We start from the raw sequence: 18,149 nt of genomic DNA, 5'->3' as shown, positions 1-18,149 counted from the left end.
CACTTTGCCGGGGAGATAATCATGTCGCAATCCACGACCACGCAAACGGCTATTGTGTTTGGTAGCTGGAAGATCCGCCATCAGGAGCCTTTCGGTAGCGATGACCACACGTTGTATGCCATCGCTGCGGACACGGCGTTGCTGGGCGAGCTGACCGCGGTCGCTGACCTGCGAGGCAGCCACCGGGTTCTGGCCCGCTGGGACGCCGATGGGGCAATGCTTCTTGATGATGAAAACGGTGATCTGGGTGACGAAACTTGCCACAACCTGTCCGGAGCCGCCATCCCGCTTGCGATCATCACGTTACAGGCGGACCACGTATATATCAGTCACCTGCTGAATCGCATTGATGTGCATCGTTCGCTTTTCGTACAACCTCCGCTTGAGATCGAGCAGCCCGCAGTACCGCAGAACCTGTTGATGGCGCTGCGCGACGCGTTCGAACGTAACCACTTGGCGATCAACAATTGGGAATGTCGCTACGCCACCACCGAGCAGACGTATGTCGAGTCCTTCGAACTGCCCCCCGACTGCCATGCGCGGATGCTCGGCGAGGCCTGGTTCGATGCCAGTTTCAGCCCGACAATGGCGCCGTTCACCAGCCAGTGCGGTGACGAATTTCAGGTCTGGGATCATCAGGTTACCGCCGCCCGGGATGAGGACGGGGGCTATGTGTGGGTCGAGCATTGCAGCCGCAAACGCAAGCTGGCGGTCAATGAACCCATCGTGCAGTTGTTTCGCAGTGCGCCCGGCAGCTTGTCGGGCACGGTGAAGCACCTGGCGCTGGGCTCACCGACGCTGGAGGCCATGGCCATGAGCGTTGACAGCACATTGCAGGCACTTGGCGAGTATCGACGTTATGCATTCAGTGCGCCGTGCGAATCGGTGCAAAGCGGCAACCTGTTCGTGATCACGTTCGAGACCTGCACGCCGCTAGCTGCGCATTCGGTAAGTACGACACGCGGTGAAGTGCGCTTTCTCAAGTCCCGAGGCGTAATAGACCCTCAGGCAATTAACGCCGATCTGCACGAGCTGATGACGCGTCTGCACGCGTTTCTGGACGAGCGTCGCCAGGAATGCTGGCCGCTGGCCGACCGTTTTGCATTTCTGCACTCGCCATCGCCCTTTATCACCACCCGGGAGAGCCTGTACTCATGAGCCGCTATCTTTGCAATGGACGCTATCGATTCGAACTGGATGATCAGACCTCGGGCTCCGCACTGGCGCAGCGGCTGCGAGTGTTCCTGGCACCTTACTTTGCCGAAGTCGCGGACGACGGCCAGACCACCGTCGACTTGAGGGTCCGGCTGCACGACAGCACCGCCTTCAAGCCGGAATGGATTGGCCTCTGCGTCACCCCCGACATCATTCGCGAAACCTATGCCCCTGGTTTTACCCTGCGTGTTCTGCGTGGCCACGACCCGCAGGCCGGTCTGGACTATGCCTGGGATGCCGATACGCAGGTCGGCTACCGGATTGACCGGGCGCGTCACACTGTGGATTTTCACGGCGACGAAAATGCATTCATTCACTTGATCGAGCTGGTGCGCTACTACGGCCTGCTGGTCGAGCAGGCCAAAGGCAGTGTGATAATGCATGCGTCGGCGGTGGTCGGGCCGGACGGTGGAATCGTTGCCATCGGCGGTGCGAAGGGAGCTGGCAAGACCACTACCATGCTGGATCTGGTGCTGTCCGAGGGGTATCTGTACTTTTCCGGTGACAAGCTGTTGCTGGACTGCATCGACGGCCGGGTTCGTGCCCGTGGCTGGCCGGATTACCCGCATGTCGGTGTCGGCACGCTACGTACACACCCCGAACTGGCCAAGCGACTCGATCTGGCTGCGGTGGCCGATGACCTGTCGATTGCACACACCGAAAAACGCCTGTGCATGCCTGAAACCATGCGCGCCGCACTCAAGGCCAGCCCTGAAGGGTGTGGCTGGCTGCAAACAGTCGTACTGCCCAATGTAGCGGCGCGGGGCAAGTTGCAGATCCATGCGATGGGGCACGATGCGATTCTGGAGCAAATCCACTCGCCCACGCTCTTTGAGTGGCCGCACCGTTTCGTGACCTCAACCTGGCACGGCCTGCTTGACGCCACTTCGCTGACCGATACCGTGCCAGCGCAGATCGTCCGGGGGCTGCTCGGCGTGCAATGGCAAAGTCGTGTCGGCGTGACGCGTGAACTCATCAGCGCCTGAGATAAGGAGATCCCATGAACCACGCTACCCAATTGCGTCTGGCCCTGGTGGCCCCCAGCGGCTCCGGGAAGAGCACGACCGCTCAGTTGCTGCGTGAGCATTTCGAAGAGGCCGGGCTGTCGGTAGAGGTCATCAAGCTGGCCCAGCCACTGTATGAGTTGCAAGGCATGTTTTACGAACAGGCCGGGGTGGAGCTGGCAAGCGGCAGTCAGAACCAGCGCCTGCTGGAGTGCATCGCGCGCGAACTAAGGGTTCTGGACGGTCAGTCGCTGGTCAAGAACTTCGCACGGCGGTTGATGCAGTCCCGCGCGCAGGTTGTCATCAACGACGACCTGCGCGATGACACCGTCGACTGGCCGTATCTGTATGAGCAAGGCTTTCAGGTGATCAAGGTGCTGGCCGATTCATCCTTGAGGCAATTGCGTCTAGGCCTGCGCGGCGACATCAGTGTGGTGGAAAACAGCGCGCTTGATCTACAGATGCGCCGGATCGACGCGGATTACGTACTGCCCAACAGCGGTTCGCTGGCGCAACTGAAGCAGCGTGTTGCAGTGGTGGGCCGATGGGCAATGCACGGTGCTCAGCGCCGGATAGCTTCATGAAAGGCGCTGATCCGTTGATCTGGCTGTTGATCGACGGGCTGTCGTGGGAGCTGGTCAACCGTTATCGGACAAGAAAACCTGAACAGCCCTCTGCGCGCTGGCCGTGCTACCCGCTGTTGCCGTTGTCGCCCAATTGTCAGACCCCGCCATCGTTGCTGTCGATTTTCAGCGGCACACAGGTCAATGAGCACGGTTTGACCGGTTATCTCGTCCCGGCGCCGACACCTCGGAACAGCCTGGCCGTGGCGGATGCCTTTCAGGCCTGGCCGCGTGATATAGACATGGTTTGGGACGAATGGGCGCGTCAGGGCATTACTTTTCGCCTGTGCGCGGTGCCCTTTGTCCAGCCGGACAGGCTGGGCAGCGCATTGCTCGGGCAAAGCTGTGTGTATGAGGGCTTTTCCGTACCTCCCGAGTTGATCGAAAACGGCGGGCACCTGCGCATCGAGAGGCTGGGCATGGCTGCCAGGGTCAGCTCGCGCGATGACGGTGCAATGCTCGACTGGCCAGCTGAGGATGGCCGTGCACCCTGCTGGTTACCGCTGGGCAGTACGGTGCACTTGCCGCTGCCGGAGAAAGGGCCTGGCAACGTTTGCAAGGCAATTGCGCTGCGTGCCGTATGTGTCGAAAACCGGATAAGTGTGGTCAGTTTCGGCTACCAAGAGGTTCAGGCGCTGGATTTGCAGAGTGACAAAAGCAAGGCTTATGTGGCCAGAGACCTGACCGTGCTTTATCGCAGCGGGCAACTGGTCAAGCGGCTGGATGAAGGCGGGCAGGGCACAGCGGAGTGGCTGTTGCTGGAACTGATGCGGGAGATGCATGAAAGCTTTTGCAGTGACATTGTCGGCGCAGTCCGGGCGGGTGATGCACAGCGAGTCATCGGTTATTACCCGGTGGTCGATCTGCTTTCGCATCATTTGCTCAAATACCTTACGCCAGACTGGGCCAGTGAGCGCATGCGCGAGGTCGGGCAACAGTTGTTCGATGAAGTATCGGGTTGGGTCGACGAGCTGATTCAGCGCTGCATGGATGCGGCGGGTGGCGAGGTACGCTGCGTCGCTCATTCGGATCACGGCATGGCCCCGGTCCATCACGACCTATACCCCAATGCATTTTTCGAGCGTCAGGGCTGGCTGGTCTATGACTCGGCGTGCGTGCCGGATATGCATAAAAGCGCGGTAGTCTTTCATCCGGCAGACAACGGTCTGCTGCTGTTCAATGAGGCGCGGCTCGCGATGTCGGGGCATGACCCCCGTTCAGTCACCGAAGCCTGGCGGCAAAGCCTTGCGCAGCCTTTTCAACATGAATGGACGATGTTCGAGTACCCGGGCGAGCAGCGTTTCCCCGAAGGCTGGACGGGCTCCTGCTATTGGCAGGCTCCAAGAGGGGCCCGGCTGATTGCGGCACGTTCAGAGCACTGTGTCCGCCTTAGCCGTAAAGGTGGCGACCACACGGTGTGTGCCTCTGACCCGTGGTTGCGTGGCGTGGTGCTGGATGCCAGCAGCACGCCATTGCCACGTCCTGCCAATCCTGAACTGACATTGCCCGAGATTCGCCAATGGCTGACTGCCACGTTGTGAAACCTGCCCCGATCATTTCAGCCACAGGGAGCTTATCCATGAATTTTGACAGCCTGCTGTTGGACATCGACGGTACACTCATTCTCAAGGGACAGCCTTTACCAGGTGCAGCCGAGGCACTGAGTTTCGCCAGGGCTCAGGGGCTGCGCCTGCAACTGCTGACCAACACCACGGCAAAGATGCCGGAGGCCCTGGCGCAAGAGCTATGTCAGGCCGGAATCGAGGTGGTCCCCGACGAAATTCAGACTGCCACAACGGCCTGTGTGGGCTATTTGCAGCAGCATGCGCAACTCAAGTGCCATCTGCTGGTGCCCGACTCGATCAGAGCGGCCTTCAACGGCATTCTTACAGACGATACAAACCCTGACGTGGTGGTCATCAGCGATATTGGCGAGGCATTCGATTACGCAACGCTGAATCGCTGCTTCCGCATGCTGCGGGGCGGCGCTCGTCTTATTGCGTTGCAAAAAAACCTGTTCTGGTTCGATCGTGATGGGGAGCGTCTCGATTGCGGCACCTTCATCGTCGGTCTTGAGGCCGCAGCGCAGGTGCAGGCGTTGGTCATGGGCAAGCCGTCACCGATGTTTTTCGAGGCTGCCCTGCGCAAACTCGATACCTGCGCCAGCCGCACCCTGGTGGTGGGTGATGATGTTTTGACCGACTGCACCGGGGCGAAAGCCGTTGGTGCCAGCAGCCTGCTGGTGCGTACCGGGAAATATGATCTCGCACTTTTTGATGCCCATAGGCACAACGTGGATGCGGTGATTGACGGCATTGCAGATTTTCCGCGCTGGTGGGCGTCCGGCAATCCCGCAGATCGTCATGACCAACGTTAAGTAACCGGATTACAAGGACGAATCATCAATGCAGACAGCATGTGCCAAAAAGTCGAAAGAACGCCCGGAAAATATATCGGAGCGGATTTACGCTCGCATCAAAGAAGACATTTCCGAATTTCGTCTATTACCCGGCGAACGATTTACTGAAGGTGAGGTGGCAGAACGCGTTCAGGCCAGTCGTACACCGGTCAGACAGGCATTGTTCCGGCTGGAGCAGGAAGGGTACGTGGAGGTTTATTACCGCAGCGGCTGGCAAGTACGTCCCTTTGATCCCCGACATTTCGAAGAGTTGTATGACGTGCGTGTGGTGCTTGAACTGGAGGCGCTTGCCAGGCTGGGCTTGATGGACCTGAGCGTCGAGCCGCTGATTGATGAACTAACACGCACCTGGCTGGTGCCGAAACACGAGCGATTGAGGGACACCGATATCCTGGCCAGATTGGGCGAGCGGTTTCATTGTGCGTTGGTAGAGGCGGTGGGTAACCGGGAAATGGCGAGGCTGCATTACGAGATCACCGAGAAGACCCGGACTATCCGCCGTCTTGAGTTCAGCGCCTCCAGAGTCGATGCAACGTACGAAGAGCATGGCAGCATTCTTCAGGCCCTCTTGCAACATCAACCTCAACAGGCTCAGCAGTTGCTGGAAGCGCATGTCGAACTCAACAAGGAGGAAGCGCGCAGAGCCACCCAGCATGTTTTACGTCGCGCGCGGCATTACGCCGAGAAAAGCCGCGAGCCCGCCAGGCTGCGCGTGCAAACACAATGAGCGATGGCTGCGGGGCTGCGCGTTTCGGTCGTTTGATGAATCACCGGTAGCGCAATGCCTCCAGCACCTGAATCAGGCGTCCGGCTTCGATATGCTCGGCGACAAGGTCATGCGGAATGTAACTCCGGCCGAAGCCATCGAGTGCAGCATCCAGCAGTGGATAGACCCCGTTGAACGTGACCTGACCGGTGACACGCACGTTCATGCTCTCGCCATCCTTGGCGAACTCCCAGCGAGTGGGCCATCGCATTGATGCGGATCTTGCCGGCAGGCGTATCGCGCAGGTCGCTCAGGCCTGCCAGTTCGATTTCGATTTCATCGCCTCGGCGTTGTCCTGACGCAAATCGGCGAGCACGACGTGCCTGCCCGCACTGACACGCCGTGCTATGGCTTGCCCTATGGAGCCTGCACCGATGACTACGGTGACTTTTCTCGGGTCTTTCATGAACAGTTCCTCGGTGAAACGCGAGCGAATCCGCGTGTGCAGATTCGCTGCGTGATGTCCGGATCACCTTATAGCGCTGTCATTTGGTCAACAATGGGGTGTTATCGGGATAGGCTCATGAAACTGCTTCATGAATGAAGGTGCCTATTCACACTGGACTGTCATGTAGCCGCTCATACCAGCCTCGGCTGCACTGAATCCGCCAATTGCGTCAGGATCAGGCAGCACGACACCGCGCCGGCATCCAGCACGCCAAGCGATCGTTCGCCCAGGCGACTCGCTCGGCCTATCTTCGCTACCAGATCACGGGTTGAATCACGCCCTTGTGATGCGGCGCTTTTCATCGCATCAAGCGCCGCGCTGAATGATTCACCCCGTGCGTGGGCCTGCTCGAAGGCTTCGACGGCCGGAATCAGCGTATCCATCAGGCATTTATCGCCGACGCCGGCTTCGGTGATGTCCTGCAGTGAAGTGAGGCCGCCACGCAGCAGTTTGGCGAAGGCCGCGGCATCGATCTCCTCGCAGCCGCGTACCTGATCGGCCATGCCGATAAACAGGCTGCCATACAGCGGGCCCATGGATCCGCCGATGCCTTCCATCAGGCTCAGGGTCAGCTCATCCAGCGCCTCGGCGAGGCTCAACTGGCGGCCTTCGATGGTACGACCGCAGTGGGCGAAGCCCTTGGCCATATTGATGCCATGGTCGCCGTCACCGATCGCGCCATCTACTTCGCTGAGGTATTCGCGGTTGGCGACGATCACGCTCACCAGGTCGGCAACGATGGCAGTGCCATGTTGGGTAGAGAATTGCTCGCTCATGGTTCACTCCGCCTGGGTCATGCCGATGGAACGGCAAGGGTGGTCGATCAGGGTTTTCAGTTCGGCGTCCAGGCCAAGCAGCGTCAGGGTTACCCCCATCATCTCCAGCGACGTGAAGTAATTGCCCACGTAGCAACGATGGATTTTCAAGCCCCGAGCCTTGAGCAGACGCTCGACTTCGGCGTAGAACACGTAGAGTTCCATTACCGGTGTTGCTCCGAGGCCTGAAACCAGCATGACTACGCTGTCGTCCACGCTGAAATCCCGGTCGGCCAGAATCGGCGCGAGCATGCGTTCTGCCATGGCCGCCGCAGACTCGATGTCGATGACTTCGATACCCGGTTCGCCATGGTGACCGATGCCCAGCTCCATTTTGCCGTCGGGGATCTGAAAGTTGGGTTTGCCGACCGCCGCGATGGTGCAGGGCGTCAGGCCGATACCGATGGATCGGCATTGATCCACGGCCTTTTGCGCGACACGGATCACGCCGTCCAGATCGTAACCGTGTGCGGCGGCAGCGCCACCGACCTTCCACATGAAAATTTCCCCGGCCACGCCACGACGCTTGGCGATATCGGCTTTCGGCGCCGAGGCCACATCGTCGTTGGCCACCACGGTGCGCACTTGCAGGTCTTTGCTGGCGGCCATTTTCATCGCCAGCTTCACGTTCATATTGTCGCCCGCGTAGTTGCCGTACAGGCAGGCGATGCCTGCACCGTGATCGGCCGCGCGAAAGGCGTCGAAAAAGCTCTTGGCAGTAGGCGAGGAAAAAATCTCGCCGACCGCTACCGCATCTACCAGCCCTGGACCGATATAGCCGAGAAAGGCCGGTTCATGACCCGAGCCGCCGCCGGTAACGATACCGACGCGCCCTTGCTCCGAAGGCCGGGTTTTGCTGATGACCCGTGGATTACTGTCACTCTGCGTCAGTTCGGGGTGCGCGACCAGAATGCCGCGCAGCATGTCCTCGACCACCTGGTCCGGATCGTTTATCACTCGGTTCATAACGCAATTTCCTGTGTTCTTTTTATAAGGATCGGGTGGGTCAAGGTTGCAGAACGACCTTCAATGATTTGTCGCCACGCTCCATGACCGCGAACGCCTCCTTGAACTCCGCCAGGGGGAATTTGTGCGTGACGACATCGCGCATGTCGATCTTGCGGTTGCCAATGAAGTCGATGGCGCGCGGGTACATGTAAGGCCCCAGATGGGAGCCGAGTACGTCCAGTTCCTTACGGTCGCCAATGATCGACCAGTCCACCGTGGCCTCGTCGTTGAACACGCTGAACTCCACAAAGCGCCCAAGTTTGCGCAGCATCGCCAGGCCCTGATTGACCGCCTTGTGATGCCCTGTGGCTTCTATATAGATGTCGCAGCCGTAGCCGCCGGTTATCTCACGGATCTTCGCCAGCACGTCGACCTCGGCCGGGTTCCACACCTCGTCAGCGCCCATGCGCAAGGCGAGGGCGGCGCGCTCGGGTTTCATGTCCAGCACGATGAGTTTTTTCGGATTGCGCATACGCACTGCGCCAATGATTCCAAGGCCCAGCGTGCCCGCACCGGCGACCACCACGATGTCGTCGAAATCGACATTGGCTCGTTCTGCCGCGTGCAACGAGCAGGCCAGTGGTTCGATCAGGATCGCTTCGTCCGGGGCAATCGAATCCGGCACTTTATGGATGATGCCTTCTTTGGTGAAGATCATGTACTGGGCCATCGCGCCCAGCACGGGACGATCTGCTCGGAAATCACCCGGTCGCCGATCTGCACGCCACGCTTTTCTGCGCCTGGGCCGAGCGCGACCACCCGGCAGACAAATTCATGGCCCGGAATCATCGGTGGTTTGACGTAACGGGGCTGCTCGGCATCGCCCCAGAATGACGGAGCGCCGCGGTAGGTCTTGATGTCGCCCATGCAAATCCCGCACAGCTCTACCTTGGTGAGGATTTCGTCGGGGCCTGGCGTCGGCACATCGACGGTCTCCAGCCGGTAGTCTTCCGGGCCATAGCAAACCACCGCTTGCATGGTGGACGGAATCACGGGAGAGAGTTGTTCGGCAGTGCGTTCAATGACGGTGGACATGACGATAAACCTCGCAACAGAAAAGTGAATTACTGGATGCTGTAGCCGCCGTCGATCACCACGTTTTCGCCGGTGATCATGCTGGCGGCATCGCTGAGCAGGTACAGGGCCAGCCCGGCTATTTCCTCCGGCTGAGCGAAGCGGCCTGCCGGGATCTGCGATTTGGCCCGCTCTCCGACTTCGCCCGCCCAGGCTTTTTTGCCCAGCGCGGTTTCGACGATGGTGGGTGAGATGGCGTTGACGTTGATGTGCGGTGCCCACTCCATGGCCAGTACTTTGGTCATGCCGACCACGGCAGCCTTGCTTGCGCAGTAGGCGACATGCCGGTCCAGGCCGATTACGGCAGCCTGCGAAGCGAGGTTGACGATGCGCCCACTGCCTTGGGTGAGCATGTGCCGGGCGCAGGCCTGCGCCACGAAGAAACTGGCCTTCAGATTGATATCCAGAGTGGTGTCCCAAGCCTCTTCGCTGACATCGACAGCCTTGTCCAGCACGGCAACACCAGCGCTGTTGACCAGATAGTCGATGCGCTTGAAGTGCTCAAAGACGGTGTCGATGGTGCTGTTGACCTGATCGATCCTGCGCAGATCGACCGTGATGCCGATGTTCCCGCTGCCAAGGCTGGCAGCCACGTCGACCACTGTAAGGTCGCGGTCCAGAAGTGCCACCCGAGCGCCTCGCTCGACCAGCAGGCGGGCACAGGCAAGACCAATCCCTGCGGCCCCGCCGGTGATGACCGCGCAACGGCCATTGAGATCGAAGGCCTTGTTCCAGAATTCAGACATGAAAATGACTCCTTTAGCGCTGTTTTTTAAGACTCAAACACGTCAGCTTTTGATTCTGGCCGAAGGCCGTGGGAGCGAACCGGGCGACGCCTCGCTTGTTCGCGAAGAGGCCGGTATGAACGCCGAAAATGCGTCGTTTGAAACACTGTCTTCGCAAACAAGCGAGGCGTCGCCCGGTTCGCTTCCACGCCCTTCGGGCAGAAGCGGGAATCTCAGACCGGTTACTTGCCGCCGCTGACCTGTTGATACAGCGCATCGGCGTTGGCGTCGGTGACCGGTACCCAAGGCAGGATGTAGTTTTTGTCCGTGCCGTCACCCCATTTGACGTCCTTGGCGTAGCGCTGCCAGATCACCGACTGTGGCTTGTAGTCTTTCCCGGCCAGGGCGCGCAGGGCGACATCCAGTGCGCCCTGGGATTGCGCCTGGGCGTCTTGCAGGAAGGTGGTGATTTCATTTTTCTTCGCAGCCTGAATGGCATCAGGCATGCCGTCGATGGAGGTGATCGGCACGTCCGCAGGCTTCAGGTTGCGGGACTTCACCGCTTGCAGGGCCCCGAGAGCCATATCGTCGTTCTGCGAGATGATCCCGGAGATACCGCCGTTCTGATGCGCGTTGAGCCAGTCTTCGGTCAGCGTCTGGGCTTCGGCACGTGACCAGTTGGCGGTTTTCTTCTCAATGATCTTGATGTCCGGGTGTTTGCTCAGGACTTCCAGCTCGCCTTTTTCACGATCAATCTGGGCTGACTGGCCAATCGGACCCTGAATGATCACCACGTTGCCTTTGCCTTTGAGCTTGTCGACCATGGCCTGCGCCTGGAGGCGACCGCCCTCGACATCGTCGTTGCCGACGTAGGGCACTTTGTTGCCGGCAACCCGGGTGTTGGAAGCGATCACTGGAATGTCATTCTCCATCGCTCTTGCCACGGTGCCGACACCTGCCTTGGTGTCGATGGGCACAAAAATGATCGCATCGTAGTGCTGGGTGATCATGGTTTCGATCTGGTTGTTCTGGGTCAGTGCGTCGTAGTTGCCGTCGAACACGGTGATCTTCACGGTGCCGTCCTTGACCGCCGGATGCTCCTTGAGCTCACGCACCCAGTTCTGCATGAACTGGCCCTTGAGGCCATACACCGCCGCGCCGATCTTGTAGGTCTTGCCATCGGCGGCCATGGAGATACTGCTGGCAAGCAGGGAGAACGCCGCGACCGCGGCCAGGGATGTACCGAATTTCATGATGAGAACCTCGTTATTGTTGTAGTCAGTCGTTCATGCCGGTTTAGCGTTTTTTCTTGCGCCACACGTCAATCAACACCGCAAACACGATAATCAGGCCCTTGGCGACCTGCTGGTAATAGGACGACACGCCGAGCAGGTTCAGGCCGTTGTTGATCACCCCGATCAGCAATGCGCCGAACAGTGTGCCGACGATGCTGCCGGTGCCACCCGACAGGCTGGTGCCGCCGATGACCACCGCGGCGATGGCGTCCAGCTCATAAGACATACCGGCCTGGGGCAGGGCGGAGGTAGTTCTGGCGGACAACACCACGCCAGCCAGTCCCGCCAGCAGCCCGGAAACCACGTACACCGAAAACATCACCTTGCGCACACCGATCCCGGAGGTGCGTGCGCTCTTTTCGTTGCCCCCGACGGCGTACACATAGCGGCCATAAGTGGTGTAGCGCAGGACCATCCAGAAAATCAGCGCGACCACGGCAAAGATGATGATGGGCACACCAATCGGGCCGACCCTGCCGATGCCCAGCGCCAGATACTCTTCGGGCAAGTCCGTCACCGGGCTGCCGTCATTGAGGATGAAAGTCATGCCACGGGCGATACTGAGCATGCCCAGGGTGGCCACAAACGGCGGGATTGAAAGGTTGGCGACCATGAAGCCGTTGACCACGCCGAGCATGGCCCCGGCGAACATCCCGGCGCTGACCGCAGCCAGAAGGCCGTAACCCTGTGTCGCCACCAGCGCGCTGCACAACCCGGCGAACGCCAGAATAGAGCCGACGGAAAGGTCGATGCCCTTGGTCAGGATGACGTAGGTCATGCCGACCGCGAGAATGCCGTTGATCGAGGTCTGGCGCAGGATGTCCATCCAGTTGCGCCAGGTCATGAAATATTCGCTGGCAAAGGCCATCACCAGGCACAGCAGAATGAACACCAGCGGCAGGCCAAAGCGATCAACGGACAAGCGCAGGCGGCTGCGTGGCGCAGTGGTGGCAGGGGCGACAATGGTTTTGGCATTCATGAGGCAAGACTCAGCAGGACTTCCTGGGAAAGATCGGCATCGCTGCTGATAGTCACCAGCCTGCCACCCTTGAACACAGCGATTCGATCACTCAGGCGCAACAGTTCCGGTGCTTCCGACGAAACCACGATGGCGGCCCCGCCAGCGCGTACGAACTGATCCAGCAGGTGATAGATTTCCTGTTTGGCGCCCTCGTCAATGCCTCGGGTCGGCTCGTCGCAGAGCAGGCAGACCGGCTCGGTCGAAAGGCATTTGGCGAGAACCACTTTCTGCTGGTTGCCGCCGCTCATCGACGCAACGGGCAGATCCAGTGATGCGGTCTTGATCTGCAGGCGCCTGACCATGTCTTCGGCCAGCTTGTGCTCTTTGCGCGCATCGATCAGCGACCAGTTCGACAGCTGTCTATAAGCCGACAAGGCGATGTTGGAAAGAATGCTGCCACTGAGCACCAGGCCGCTGTCCTTGCGGTCTTCGGTGACCAGTGAAACGCCTGCGCGGATGGTTGCCTTGGGCAGACCGATCGGCATGGGTTTGCCTTGCAGGGTGACACTGCCCGAATCGGGCGTGGTCAGGCCGTACAGGCAGTTGAGAAACTCGCTGCGACCCGACCCCATCAGCCCGTAGATGCCGAGAATTTCACCGTGACGCACGTGCAGGCTGATGTCTTCGAATTCGCCGTTGCGGCTCAGGCTTTCGACATTCAGGCAGCACTCGGCGGCGCATTCACGACTCACCTTGTGGTCGATGCGCTGCAACTCCTGGCCCACGATACCGCGCACCAGGTGTGCCCGGTCGATATCAGCCATGCGTCCGCTTTCGACGAAAGCGCCATCGCGAAAGATGCTGTAGTCGTCGGCAATCTGCGCCAGCTCGCTGAGGCGGTGAGAGACATAGATGATGCCTGCGCCTCGAGCAGCCAGTCGGCGGATGGCCTTGAACAGGGTTTGCGCCTCGCGCTCGCCAATCGCCGAGGTGGGCTCGTCCATGATCATCACTTCACAGTCGTGACTGAATGCCTTGGCTATCTCCACCAGTTGTATCTGCTTGTATCTGCGCCACACTCAGCAAGTGCATGGGGCTGGTGGCGTCGACATCGAACTCCAGCTCTTCCAGCAGCTCGCGGGTGCGCCGATTCAATTCCTTGCTGTCAACGATGCACCCGGCCCTGCGCGGTTCGCGGCCCAGCCAGATGTTCTCGGCGACGGTCATGAAGGGGATCGGCTCCAGTTCCTGGGTGATCATTGCGATTCCGGCTGCGAGGGCGTCGCCAGGACGGCTGAACTGAACCGGTTCACCATTGAGCAGGATGGTCCCGGCATCGCGCTGGGTGATGCCCATCAGAATACTCAGGAAGGTGGACTTGCCCGCGCCATTGCCGCCACACAGGGCATGCACGCTTCCGGCTCGCAATGACAGACGCCCATCGCGCAGGGCGGGGATACCGGCGTAAGCCTTGGTGACATTTTCAGCCTGGAGCAGTAATGGCGTAGCCATTGGCGTGTCCTCGTGCTGTGAATTCTTATTAGGTGTACTGATTCGTTGCTCAGTGAGCATATGTGTATCAAATGAAATTCTGATCAGTCAATCTCTTTCATATAAAAGTTTTAAAGCGTCGATTTCTGGCTCCGCTCATCGCAAATGAGAGCTTTTGCCCAGTGTTCATGCAAAAAAGCCGCTTGACAGTGCGTCGTTAATGCCCGAGAAATGACTGATCGGAATTTCACCGATTGAACATTTGGTCAGACAATAAGAACTCGACAGCGGAGCCTGATGCCATGAACACACCTTTCCCGGTGGCTATCGGATGTGATGAAGCGGGTTATGAACTCAAGGAACTGTTGAAGCGCCATATCGAGTCACTGGGTTATCCGGTGACTGACTTCGGCACTCATTCCACTGCGCCGGTGCTCTATCCGGACATCGCTCTGGCGGTCGCCACGGCGATCAATGCCGGCCAGCAGCGGCTTGGCGTGCTGGTCTGTGGTACTGGAATAGGCATGGCCATCTCCGCCAACAAGGTCCTTGGCATTCGTGCAGCTCAGGCTCACGACACCTACTCGGCAGAGCGGGCACGCAAGAGCAACGATGCGCAAATTCTTTCCGTCGGTGCACGGGTGATCGGTGCGGAACTGGCGAAAAGCATCGTCAAATCGTTTCTGGAGTCGGAGTTCGAGGCGGCTCGCTCCGGCGCCAAGGTCGAGCGTATTAACGCGATAGAGCGCGACGAGCATCAATAGAGAGTGGACGGCACAGGGCGGGAGTAGGGAGAATGCGCCTTTGACGTCGAAACGGAAGCTCGTCCACATGAGTGACAGTACCGAGCGCATGACCAGCGACATCGATCTGATGACTGAAGTCGCGATGCTCTATTACCTTGAGAACGTCACTCAGGAAGCCATCGCCAAGCGCTTTGACCTGTCGCGCGCAAAAGTCAGCCGGCTGCTCAAGCGCGCACGCGATGAAGGTATTGTCGAAGTGCGCGTGCTGCAGCACCCGGCAATGAACAACGAGCTGGAGCTGGCGCTGGTAGAGCGCTTTCAGCTCGACAGGGCGCTGATAGCAGTCGACCACAGCGACCCTGACACCCAACGTTCGGCGGTCGCCAGCCTGGTTGCCAACTACCTGAACAAAACCCTGAGCGATGGAATGATCGTTGCCGTCGGCATGGGCCGCAATGTCGGCGCAGTGGCGGATAACGTGTTTTTGCCGGTCACGCGCAACTGCACATTTGTCTGCGCCATTGGCGGTTCGCTCAAGGCTGGCGAATACATGAACCCCGATCATATCTGCCGCCGTCTGGCGCTGCGCTTCGGTGGCGAAAGTGAAAGCCTGTACGCGCCTGCCCTGGTGGCCAACCCCGAGCTGTGCAGCATTCTGATCAGCAATGACACTGTGCGCTCCACACTGGACCGTGCCCGCCGCGCAGACATGGCGCTGATTGGCATCGGTGACATGAGCGAAAACAGCAACATGGTGCGTATGGGCTGGTTTTCTCCGCAGGAGATTGCCCAGGCCAGATTGTCCGGTACCGTGGGCGACATGATGGGCTATGATTTCATCGATATTCACGGCCAGCCGGCAGTCAACGCCATTCAGGGCAGGGTTATCGGCCTGACCGTGCAAGAGCTGTTTCGTATCCCGGATGTAGTGGCCATCGCCAGCGAAAACACCAAAGCAGCGGCCACGCTGAGTGCATTGCGCTCAGGTGTGATCAATACCCTGGCGACCACAGTCACTAACGCCCATACCATCCTTGCGCTGGATGACGCGACGCGCAAAAACTGAATCGACACGCAGGATGGCGTGGCGTCGAAAAAGCTTTGCAGCGCAAGGTCATAACAAGAAAGGACAAGGACGATGATTCTGAAAGTGACAGGTATCGTGATCGCGATACTGAGTTTTATTCTGCTGTTCATGGGTGCGCAACTGGTCGCTGCCGGGGGTTCTCCTGCCTACTCGATCATTGCTCTGGTCTTGCTGGTCACGGCAACCCTGATCTTTCTGAAAAAGAAGTCGGCGCTGACCCTGTATGCATTGCTTATGTGGGGGATTCTGATCTGGATCATCTACGAAGTCGGCTTTGACAAATGGCAATGGATCCCCCGCGGTGATCTGTTTGCGCTGATCGGCCTCTGGCTGGCGCTGCCCTGGGTGGTGCTGCCGCTTTATCAGGCAGGTTCGAGCTTCGATAACCGTCGTTTTCATCCCTTTCTCGGCAGTACGCTGGGGGTGATGCTGGTGATCGTGGTTGCGCTCATGTTTCATGACCCGTACCCGCTTCAAGGGCAGATCAGTAATGCAACGCCCACCCGTAGCGCCGAGTCGGCAGGCAAGGACTGGGCGGCTTATGGCGGGACCACTGCCGGTCAGCGTTTTTCCAGCCTTGATCAGATCACCCAGAAGAATGTCGGCAAGCTGTCGGTCGCCTGGGAGTACCACACCGGCGACCTGCGTGACGCAGGCAAGGATGCGGGCGAGTACACCTTTGAAGCGACGCCGCTGAAGATCAACGACCGGGTGTATGTATGTACGCCGCATAACGAAGTGCACGCGTTGAACCCGCAGACCGGGGAACTGGCCTGGAAATACACGCCCGAGAAAAAACGCTCCTACTTGCAGCAGCATCAGACCTGTCGGGGCGTCAGCTATTATTCCGCTGCATCCAGCTCGACTGGCCAGGCACCACAGCCCGCTCAATGCGCAAAACGCATCATCACCGCCACCGCAGATGCCAGGCTGGTCTCGCTTGATGCAGACACTGGTAAATTGTGCGGCGATTTCGGCAACGGTGGCGTGATCGACTTGAGCGTCAACATGGGCGAGATTCGTCCACACGCGCTGATGCAGACCTCTGCGCCACTGATTGCAGGCGAGTTGATCGTGATTGGCAGTTCGGTGATGGATAACGGCTACGACGACGGCAACCCGTCCGGCGTCATCCGCGCCTATAACGTCATGACTGGCCAGCTGGTGTGGAACTTCGACCCGCAAAACCCCGACACTACCCAGCCGATAGCGGCCGACCAGAACTATCCGCAGGACACACCTGTTGCCTGGGCAACCCTGAGCGCTGATGTTGAAAACGGTCTTGTGTACGTTCCCTTCGGCAATGCCTCGCCCGACGAAACCGGCACCCGGCGTGACCCCGACAGCAACTCCGAGAAGTTTCGCGATGCGCTGGTGGCGCTGGACTTGAAAACAGGTGCGCTGCGCTGGAAGTTTCAGTCGTCGAACAATGACCTGTGGGATCGCGACAACCCTTCACAGCCGTCGCTGCTTGCTGTGGGAAAAGACGGCAACAGGCAGCCTGCATTGCTGTTGCCGACCAAAGTCGGGAATATCTTCGTGCTCAACCGCCTGACCGGCGAGCCGATAGTGCCTGTTGACCAGGTCAGTGTTCGCACCGAAGGCGCGGTTGCGGGCGAGCGTTTTGCGGCGACCCAGCCGGTCTCGAGGCTTAACTTCATTCCCCCGGCGTTGACCGAGAAGTCCATGTGGGGCATTACGCCTTTCGATCAGATGGCCTGTCGGATTACCTACAACTCACTTCGTTATGACGGCAATCCCTGGACACCTGCGACAGAGGCGGGCTCGCTGATCTATCCCGGCAACATCGGTGTGTTCAACTGGGGCTCAGTGGCGGTTGATCCTGACCGCCAATTGCTTATTGCAGCACCGGTACGCCTTGCTTATATCTACAACCTGATCAAGCGACCCGATCAGGACGCGCAAAAGCGTTTGTTCACTCAGGAAGGCAAGCCGTACTGGAACGAAAACTTCAACGGTGACTACGCCATTCGCATCTCAAGGTTCGCCTCCAGCCTTGGCATTCCCTGCACCGCGCCACCATGGGGAACCCTGGCAGGGGTTGACCTGGACACCGGCAAAACCGAATGGATACGCCGGGTCGGCATCGCCAAAAACCTCAAGACCAGCTTCATGCAGGAGCGTTTTCCAGTCGGCTTTCCGATGGGCATGGTAGCCCATGGTGGTCCGCTGGTTACCGCAGGTGGTCTGGTATTCCATGGGGCGACAGCGGATAACTTCTTTCGCGCTTACGATGTGAATAACGGAGACGTGCTCTGGGAGCATGAATTGCCGGCTGGAGGGCAAGCGACGCCTTCGACCTATACCGGCAGTGATGGCAAACAGTACGTGATCATCGCGGCTGGCGGCCACGGATCGCTTGGTACGACACTGGGTGACAGTGTGATTGCGTTCCGGCTTGATTGAGATCGGGTCAGGGCAGGGGAAAGGGCCGGAAAGGCCCTTTTCAGC

General features: G+C 59.2%; 15 protein-coding genes and 3 pseudogenes. 9 read left to right on the top strand and 9 right to left on the bottom strand.

Going from position 1 to position 18,149, the window contains the following annotated elements:
- Window positions 1-21: 21 nt before the first annotated feature.
- The 6 genes from AO277_RS07170 to AO277_RS07145 are packed head-to-tail and all read left to right on the top strand — an operon-like array spanning window position 22 to window position 5,988.
- Complete coding sequence (locus AO277_RS07170; RefSeq protein ID WP_044317968.1) at window positions 22-1,158, top strand: hypothetical protein; 1,137 nt, start codon at window positions 22-24, stop codon at window positions 1,156-1,158.
- Window positions 1,155-2,201 carry a hypothetical protein gene (locus AO277_RS07165; protein ID WP_044317967.1) on the top strand — a complete coding sequence of 349 codons (1,047 nt, stop codon included), beginning with the start codon at window positions 1,155-1,157 and terminating at the stop codon, window positions 2,199-2,201. Before AO277_RS07170 ends, AO277_RS07165 begins: the two co-directional genes overlap by 4 nt.
- Window positions 2,202-2,215: 14 nt before the next feature.
- Window positions 2,216-2,803, top strand: coding sequence for a hypothetical protein (locus AO277_RS07160; protein ID WP_004642676.1), 588 nt, complete (start codon window positions 2,216-2,218; stop codon window positions 2,801-2,803).
- Window positions 2,800-4,383 carry an alkaline phosphatase family protein gene (locus tag AO277_RS07155; protein ID WP_044317966.1) on the top strand — a complete coding sequence of 528 codons (1,584 nt, stop codon included), beginning with the start codon at window positions 2,800-2,802 and terminating at the stop codon, window positions 4,381-4,383. The genes AO277_RS07160 and AO277_RS07155 overlap by 4 nt, the downstream gene beginning before the upstream one ends.
- A 38-nt stretch (window positions 4,384-4,421) precedes the next feature.
- The gene (locus AO277_RS07150) at window positions 4,422-5,219 is read left to right on the top strand and encodes an HAD-IIA family hydrolase (RefSeq protein ID WP_044317965.1); all 798 of its coding nucleotides are present in this window, start codon (window positions 4,422-4,424) and stop codon (window positions 5,217-5,219) included.
- A gap of 28 nt (window positions 5,220-5,247) precedes the next feature.
- Window positions 5,248-5,988, top strand: a complete 741-nt coding sequence (locus AO277_RS07145; RefSeq protein WP_005732092.1) for a GntR family transcriptional regulator — start codon at window positions 5,248-5,250, stop codon at window positions 5,986-5,988.
- Between the two features lie 58 nt (window positions 5,989-6,046).
- Here the strand turns inward: AO277_RS07145 and AO277_RS07140 are convergent.
- The 9 genes and pseudogenes from AO277_RS07140 to AO277_RS07100 all read right to left on the bottom strand — a co-directional run.
- Window positions 6,047-6,220 (bottom strand): annotated as a pseudogene (locus AO277_RS07140) (LysR family transcriptional regulator); the annotation flags it as partial.
- 57 nt (window positions 6,221-6,277) lie between these two features.
- Window positions 6,278-6,433 (bottom strand): NAD(P)-binding domain-containing protein, encoded by a 156-nt coding sequence (locus AO277_RS28420; RefSeq protein ID WP_162837021.1) that lies wholly within the window; start codon window positions 6,431-6,433, stop codon window positions 6,278-6,280.
- A 173-nt stretch (window positions 6,434-6,606) separates the two neighbouring features.
- Window positions 6,607-7,251 carry a dihydroxyacetone kinase subunit DhaL gene (gene dhaL / locus AO277_RS07135; RefSeq protein WP_044317964.1) on the bottom strand — a complete coding sequence of 215 codons (645 nt, stop codon included), beginning with the start codon at window positions 7,249-7,251 and terminating at the stop codon, window positions 6,607-6,609.
- Between the two features lie 3 nt (window positions 7,252-7,254).
- Window positions 7,255-8,256: a dihydroxyacetone kinase subunit DhaK gene (locus AO277_RS07130; protein WP_044317963.1), complete on the bottom strand. Its 1,002-nt coding sequence runs from the start codon at window positions 8,254-8,256 to the stop codon at window positions 7,255-7,257.
- Window positions 8,257-8,296: 40 nt separating this feature from the next.
- Window positions 8,297-9,333 (bottom strand): annotated as a pseudogene (locus AO277_RS07125) (zinc-binding dehydrogenase).
- A gap of 29 nt (window positions 9,334-9,362) precedes the next feature.
- Window positions 9,363-10,118, bottom strand: coding sequence for an SDR family oxidoreductase (locus AO277_RS07120; protein WP_005732100.1), 756 nt, complete (start codon window positions 10,116-10,118; stop codon window positions 9,363-9,365).
- 221 nt (window positions 10,119-10,339) lie between these two features.
- Window positions 10,340-11,350, bottom strand: coding sequence for a substrate-binding domain-containing protein (locus AO277_RS07110; protein WP_005743692.1), 1,011 nt, complete (start codon window positions 11,348-11,350; stop codon window positions 10,340-10,342).
- A 43-nt stretch (window positions 11,351-11,393) separates the two neighbouring features.
- Window positions 11,394-12,371: an ABC transporter permease gene (locus AO277_RS07105; RefSeq protein WP_005743693.1), complete on the bottom strand. Its 978-nt coding sequence runs from the start codon at window positions 12,369-12,371 to the stop codon at window positions 11,394-11,396.
- Window positions 12,368-13,865: pseudogene (locus AO277_RS07100) on the bottom strand (sugar ABC transporter ATP-binding protein). Before AO277_RS07100 ends, AO277_RS07105 begins: the two are co-directional and overlap by 4 nt.
- Window positions 13,866-14,146: 281 nt before the next feature.
- Here AO277_RS07100 and rpiB point away from each other — a divergent pair.
- From rpiB to AO277_RS07085, 3 genes are all read left to right on the top strand, one after another.
- Entirely contained in the window at window positions 14,147-14,608 is a 462-nt protein-coding gene (gene rpiB / locus AO277_RS07095) for a ribose 5-phosphate isomerase B (protein ID WP_044317962.1), read from the top strand.
- Between the two features lie 67 nt (window positions 14,609-14,675).
- Window positions 14,676-15,656, top strand: coding sequence for a sugar-binding transcriptional regulator (locus AO277_RS07090; RefSeq protein ID WP_044317961.1), 981 nt, complete (start codon window positions 14,676-14,678; stop codon window positions 15,654-15,656).
- Window positions 15,657-15,728: 72 nt separating this feature from the next.
- The gene (locus AO277_RS07085; RefSeq protein WP_044317960.1) at window positions 15,729-18,104 is read left to right on the top strand and encodes a membrane-bound PQQ-dependent dehydrogenase, glucose/quinate/shikimate family; all 2,376 of its coding nucleotides are present in this window, start codon (window positions 15,729-15,731) and stop codon (window positions 18,102-18,104) included.
- The last annotated feature ends 45 nt before the right edge of the window (window positions 18,105-18,149 follow it).

It is taken from the genome of Pseudomonas amygdali, from assembly GCF_002699855.1.
In the GTDB taxonomy this organism is placed as follows: domain Bacteria; phylum Pseudomonadota; class Gammaproteobacteria; order Pseudomonadales; family Pseudomonadaceae; genus Aquipseudomonas; species Aquipseudomonas amygdali.
The sequence above is the reverse complement of the archived record's forward strand: the minus strand, read 5'-3'. Positions and strand labels throughout refer to the sequence as shown.

Bases quoted from the DNA above. Each gene is read 5' to 3' on its own strand.
- AO277_RS07165 (WP_044317967.1), top strand. From the start codon at position 1,155: ATGAGCCGCTATCTTTGCAATGGACGCTATCGATTCGAACTGGATGAT.
- dhaL (WP_044317964.1), bottom strand. From the start codon at position 7,251: ATGAGCGAGCAATTCTCTACCCAACATGGCACTGCCATCGTTGCCGAC.
- AO277_RS07170 (WP_044317968.1), top strand. From the start codon at position 22: ATGTCGCAATCCACGACCACGCAAACGGCTATTGTGTTTGGTAGCTGG.
- AO277_RS07105 (WP_005743693.1), bottom strand. From the start codon at position 12,371: ATGAATGCCAAAACCATTGTCGCCCCTGCCACCACTGCGCCACGCAGC.
- AO277_RS07155 (WP_044317966.1), top strand. From the start codon at position 2,800: ATGAAAGGCGCTGATCCGTTGATCTGGCTGTTGATCGACGGGCTGTCG.
- AO277_RS07090 (WP_044317961.1), top strand. From the start codon at position 14,676: ATGAGTGACAGTACCGAGCGCATGACCAGCGACATCGATCTGATGACT.
- AO277_RS07085 (WP_044317960.1), top strand. From the start codon at position 15,729: ATGATTCTGAAAGTGACAGGTATCGTGATCGCGATACTGAGTTTTATT.
- AO277_RS07145 (WP_005732092.1), top strand. From the start codon at position 5,248: ATGCAGACAGCATGTGCCAAAAAGTCGAAAGAACGCCCGGAAAATATA.
- AO277_RS07150 (WP_044317965.1), top strand. From the start codon at position 4,422: ATGAATTTTGACAGCCTGCTGTTGGACATCGACGGTACACTCATTCTC.
- AO277_RS07110 (WP_005743692.1), bottom strand. From the start codon at position 11,350: ATGAAATTCGGTACATCCCTGGCCGCGGTCGCGGCGTTCTCCCTGCTT.
- AO277_RS07160 (WP_004642676.1), top strand. From the start codon at position 2,216: ATGAACCACGCTACCCAATTGCGTCTGGCCCTGGTGGCCCCCAGCGGC.
- rpiB (WP_044317962.1), top strand. From the start codon at position 14,147: ATGAACACACCTTTCCCGGTGGCTATCGGATGTGATGAAGCGGGTTAT.
- AO277_RS07130 (WP_044317963.1), bottom strand. From the start codon at position 8,256: ATGAACCGAGTGATAAACGATCCGGACCAGGTGGTCGAGGACATGCTG.
- AO277_RS07120 (WP_005732100.1), bottom strand. From the start codon at position 10,118: ATGTCTGAATTCTGGAACAAGGCCTTCGATCTCAATGGCCGTTGCGCG.
- AO277_RS28420 (WP_162837021.1), bottom strand. From the start codon at position 6,433: ATGAAAGACCCGAGAAAAGTCACCGTAGTCATCGGTGCAGGCTCCATA.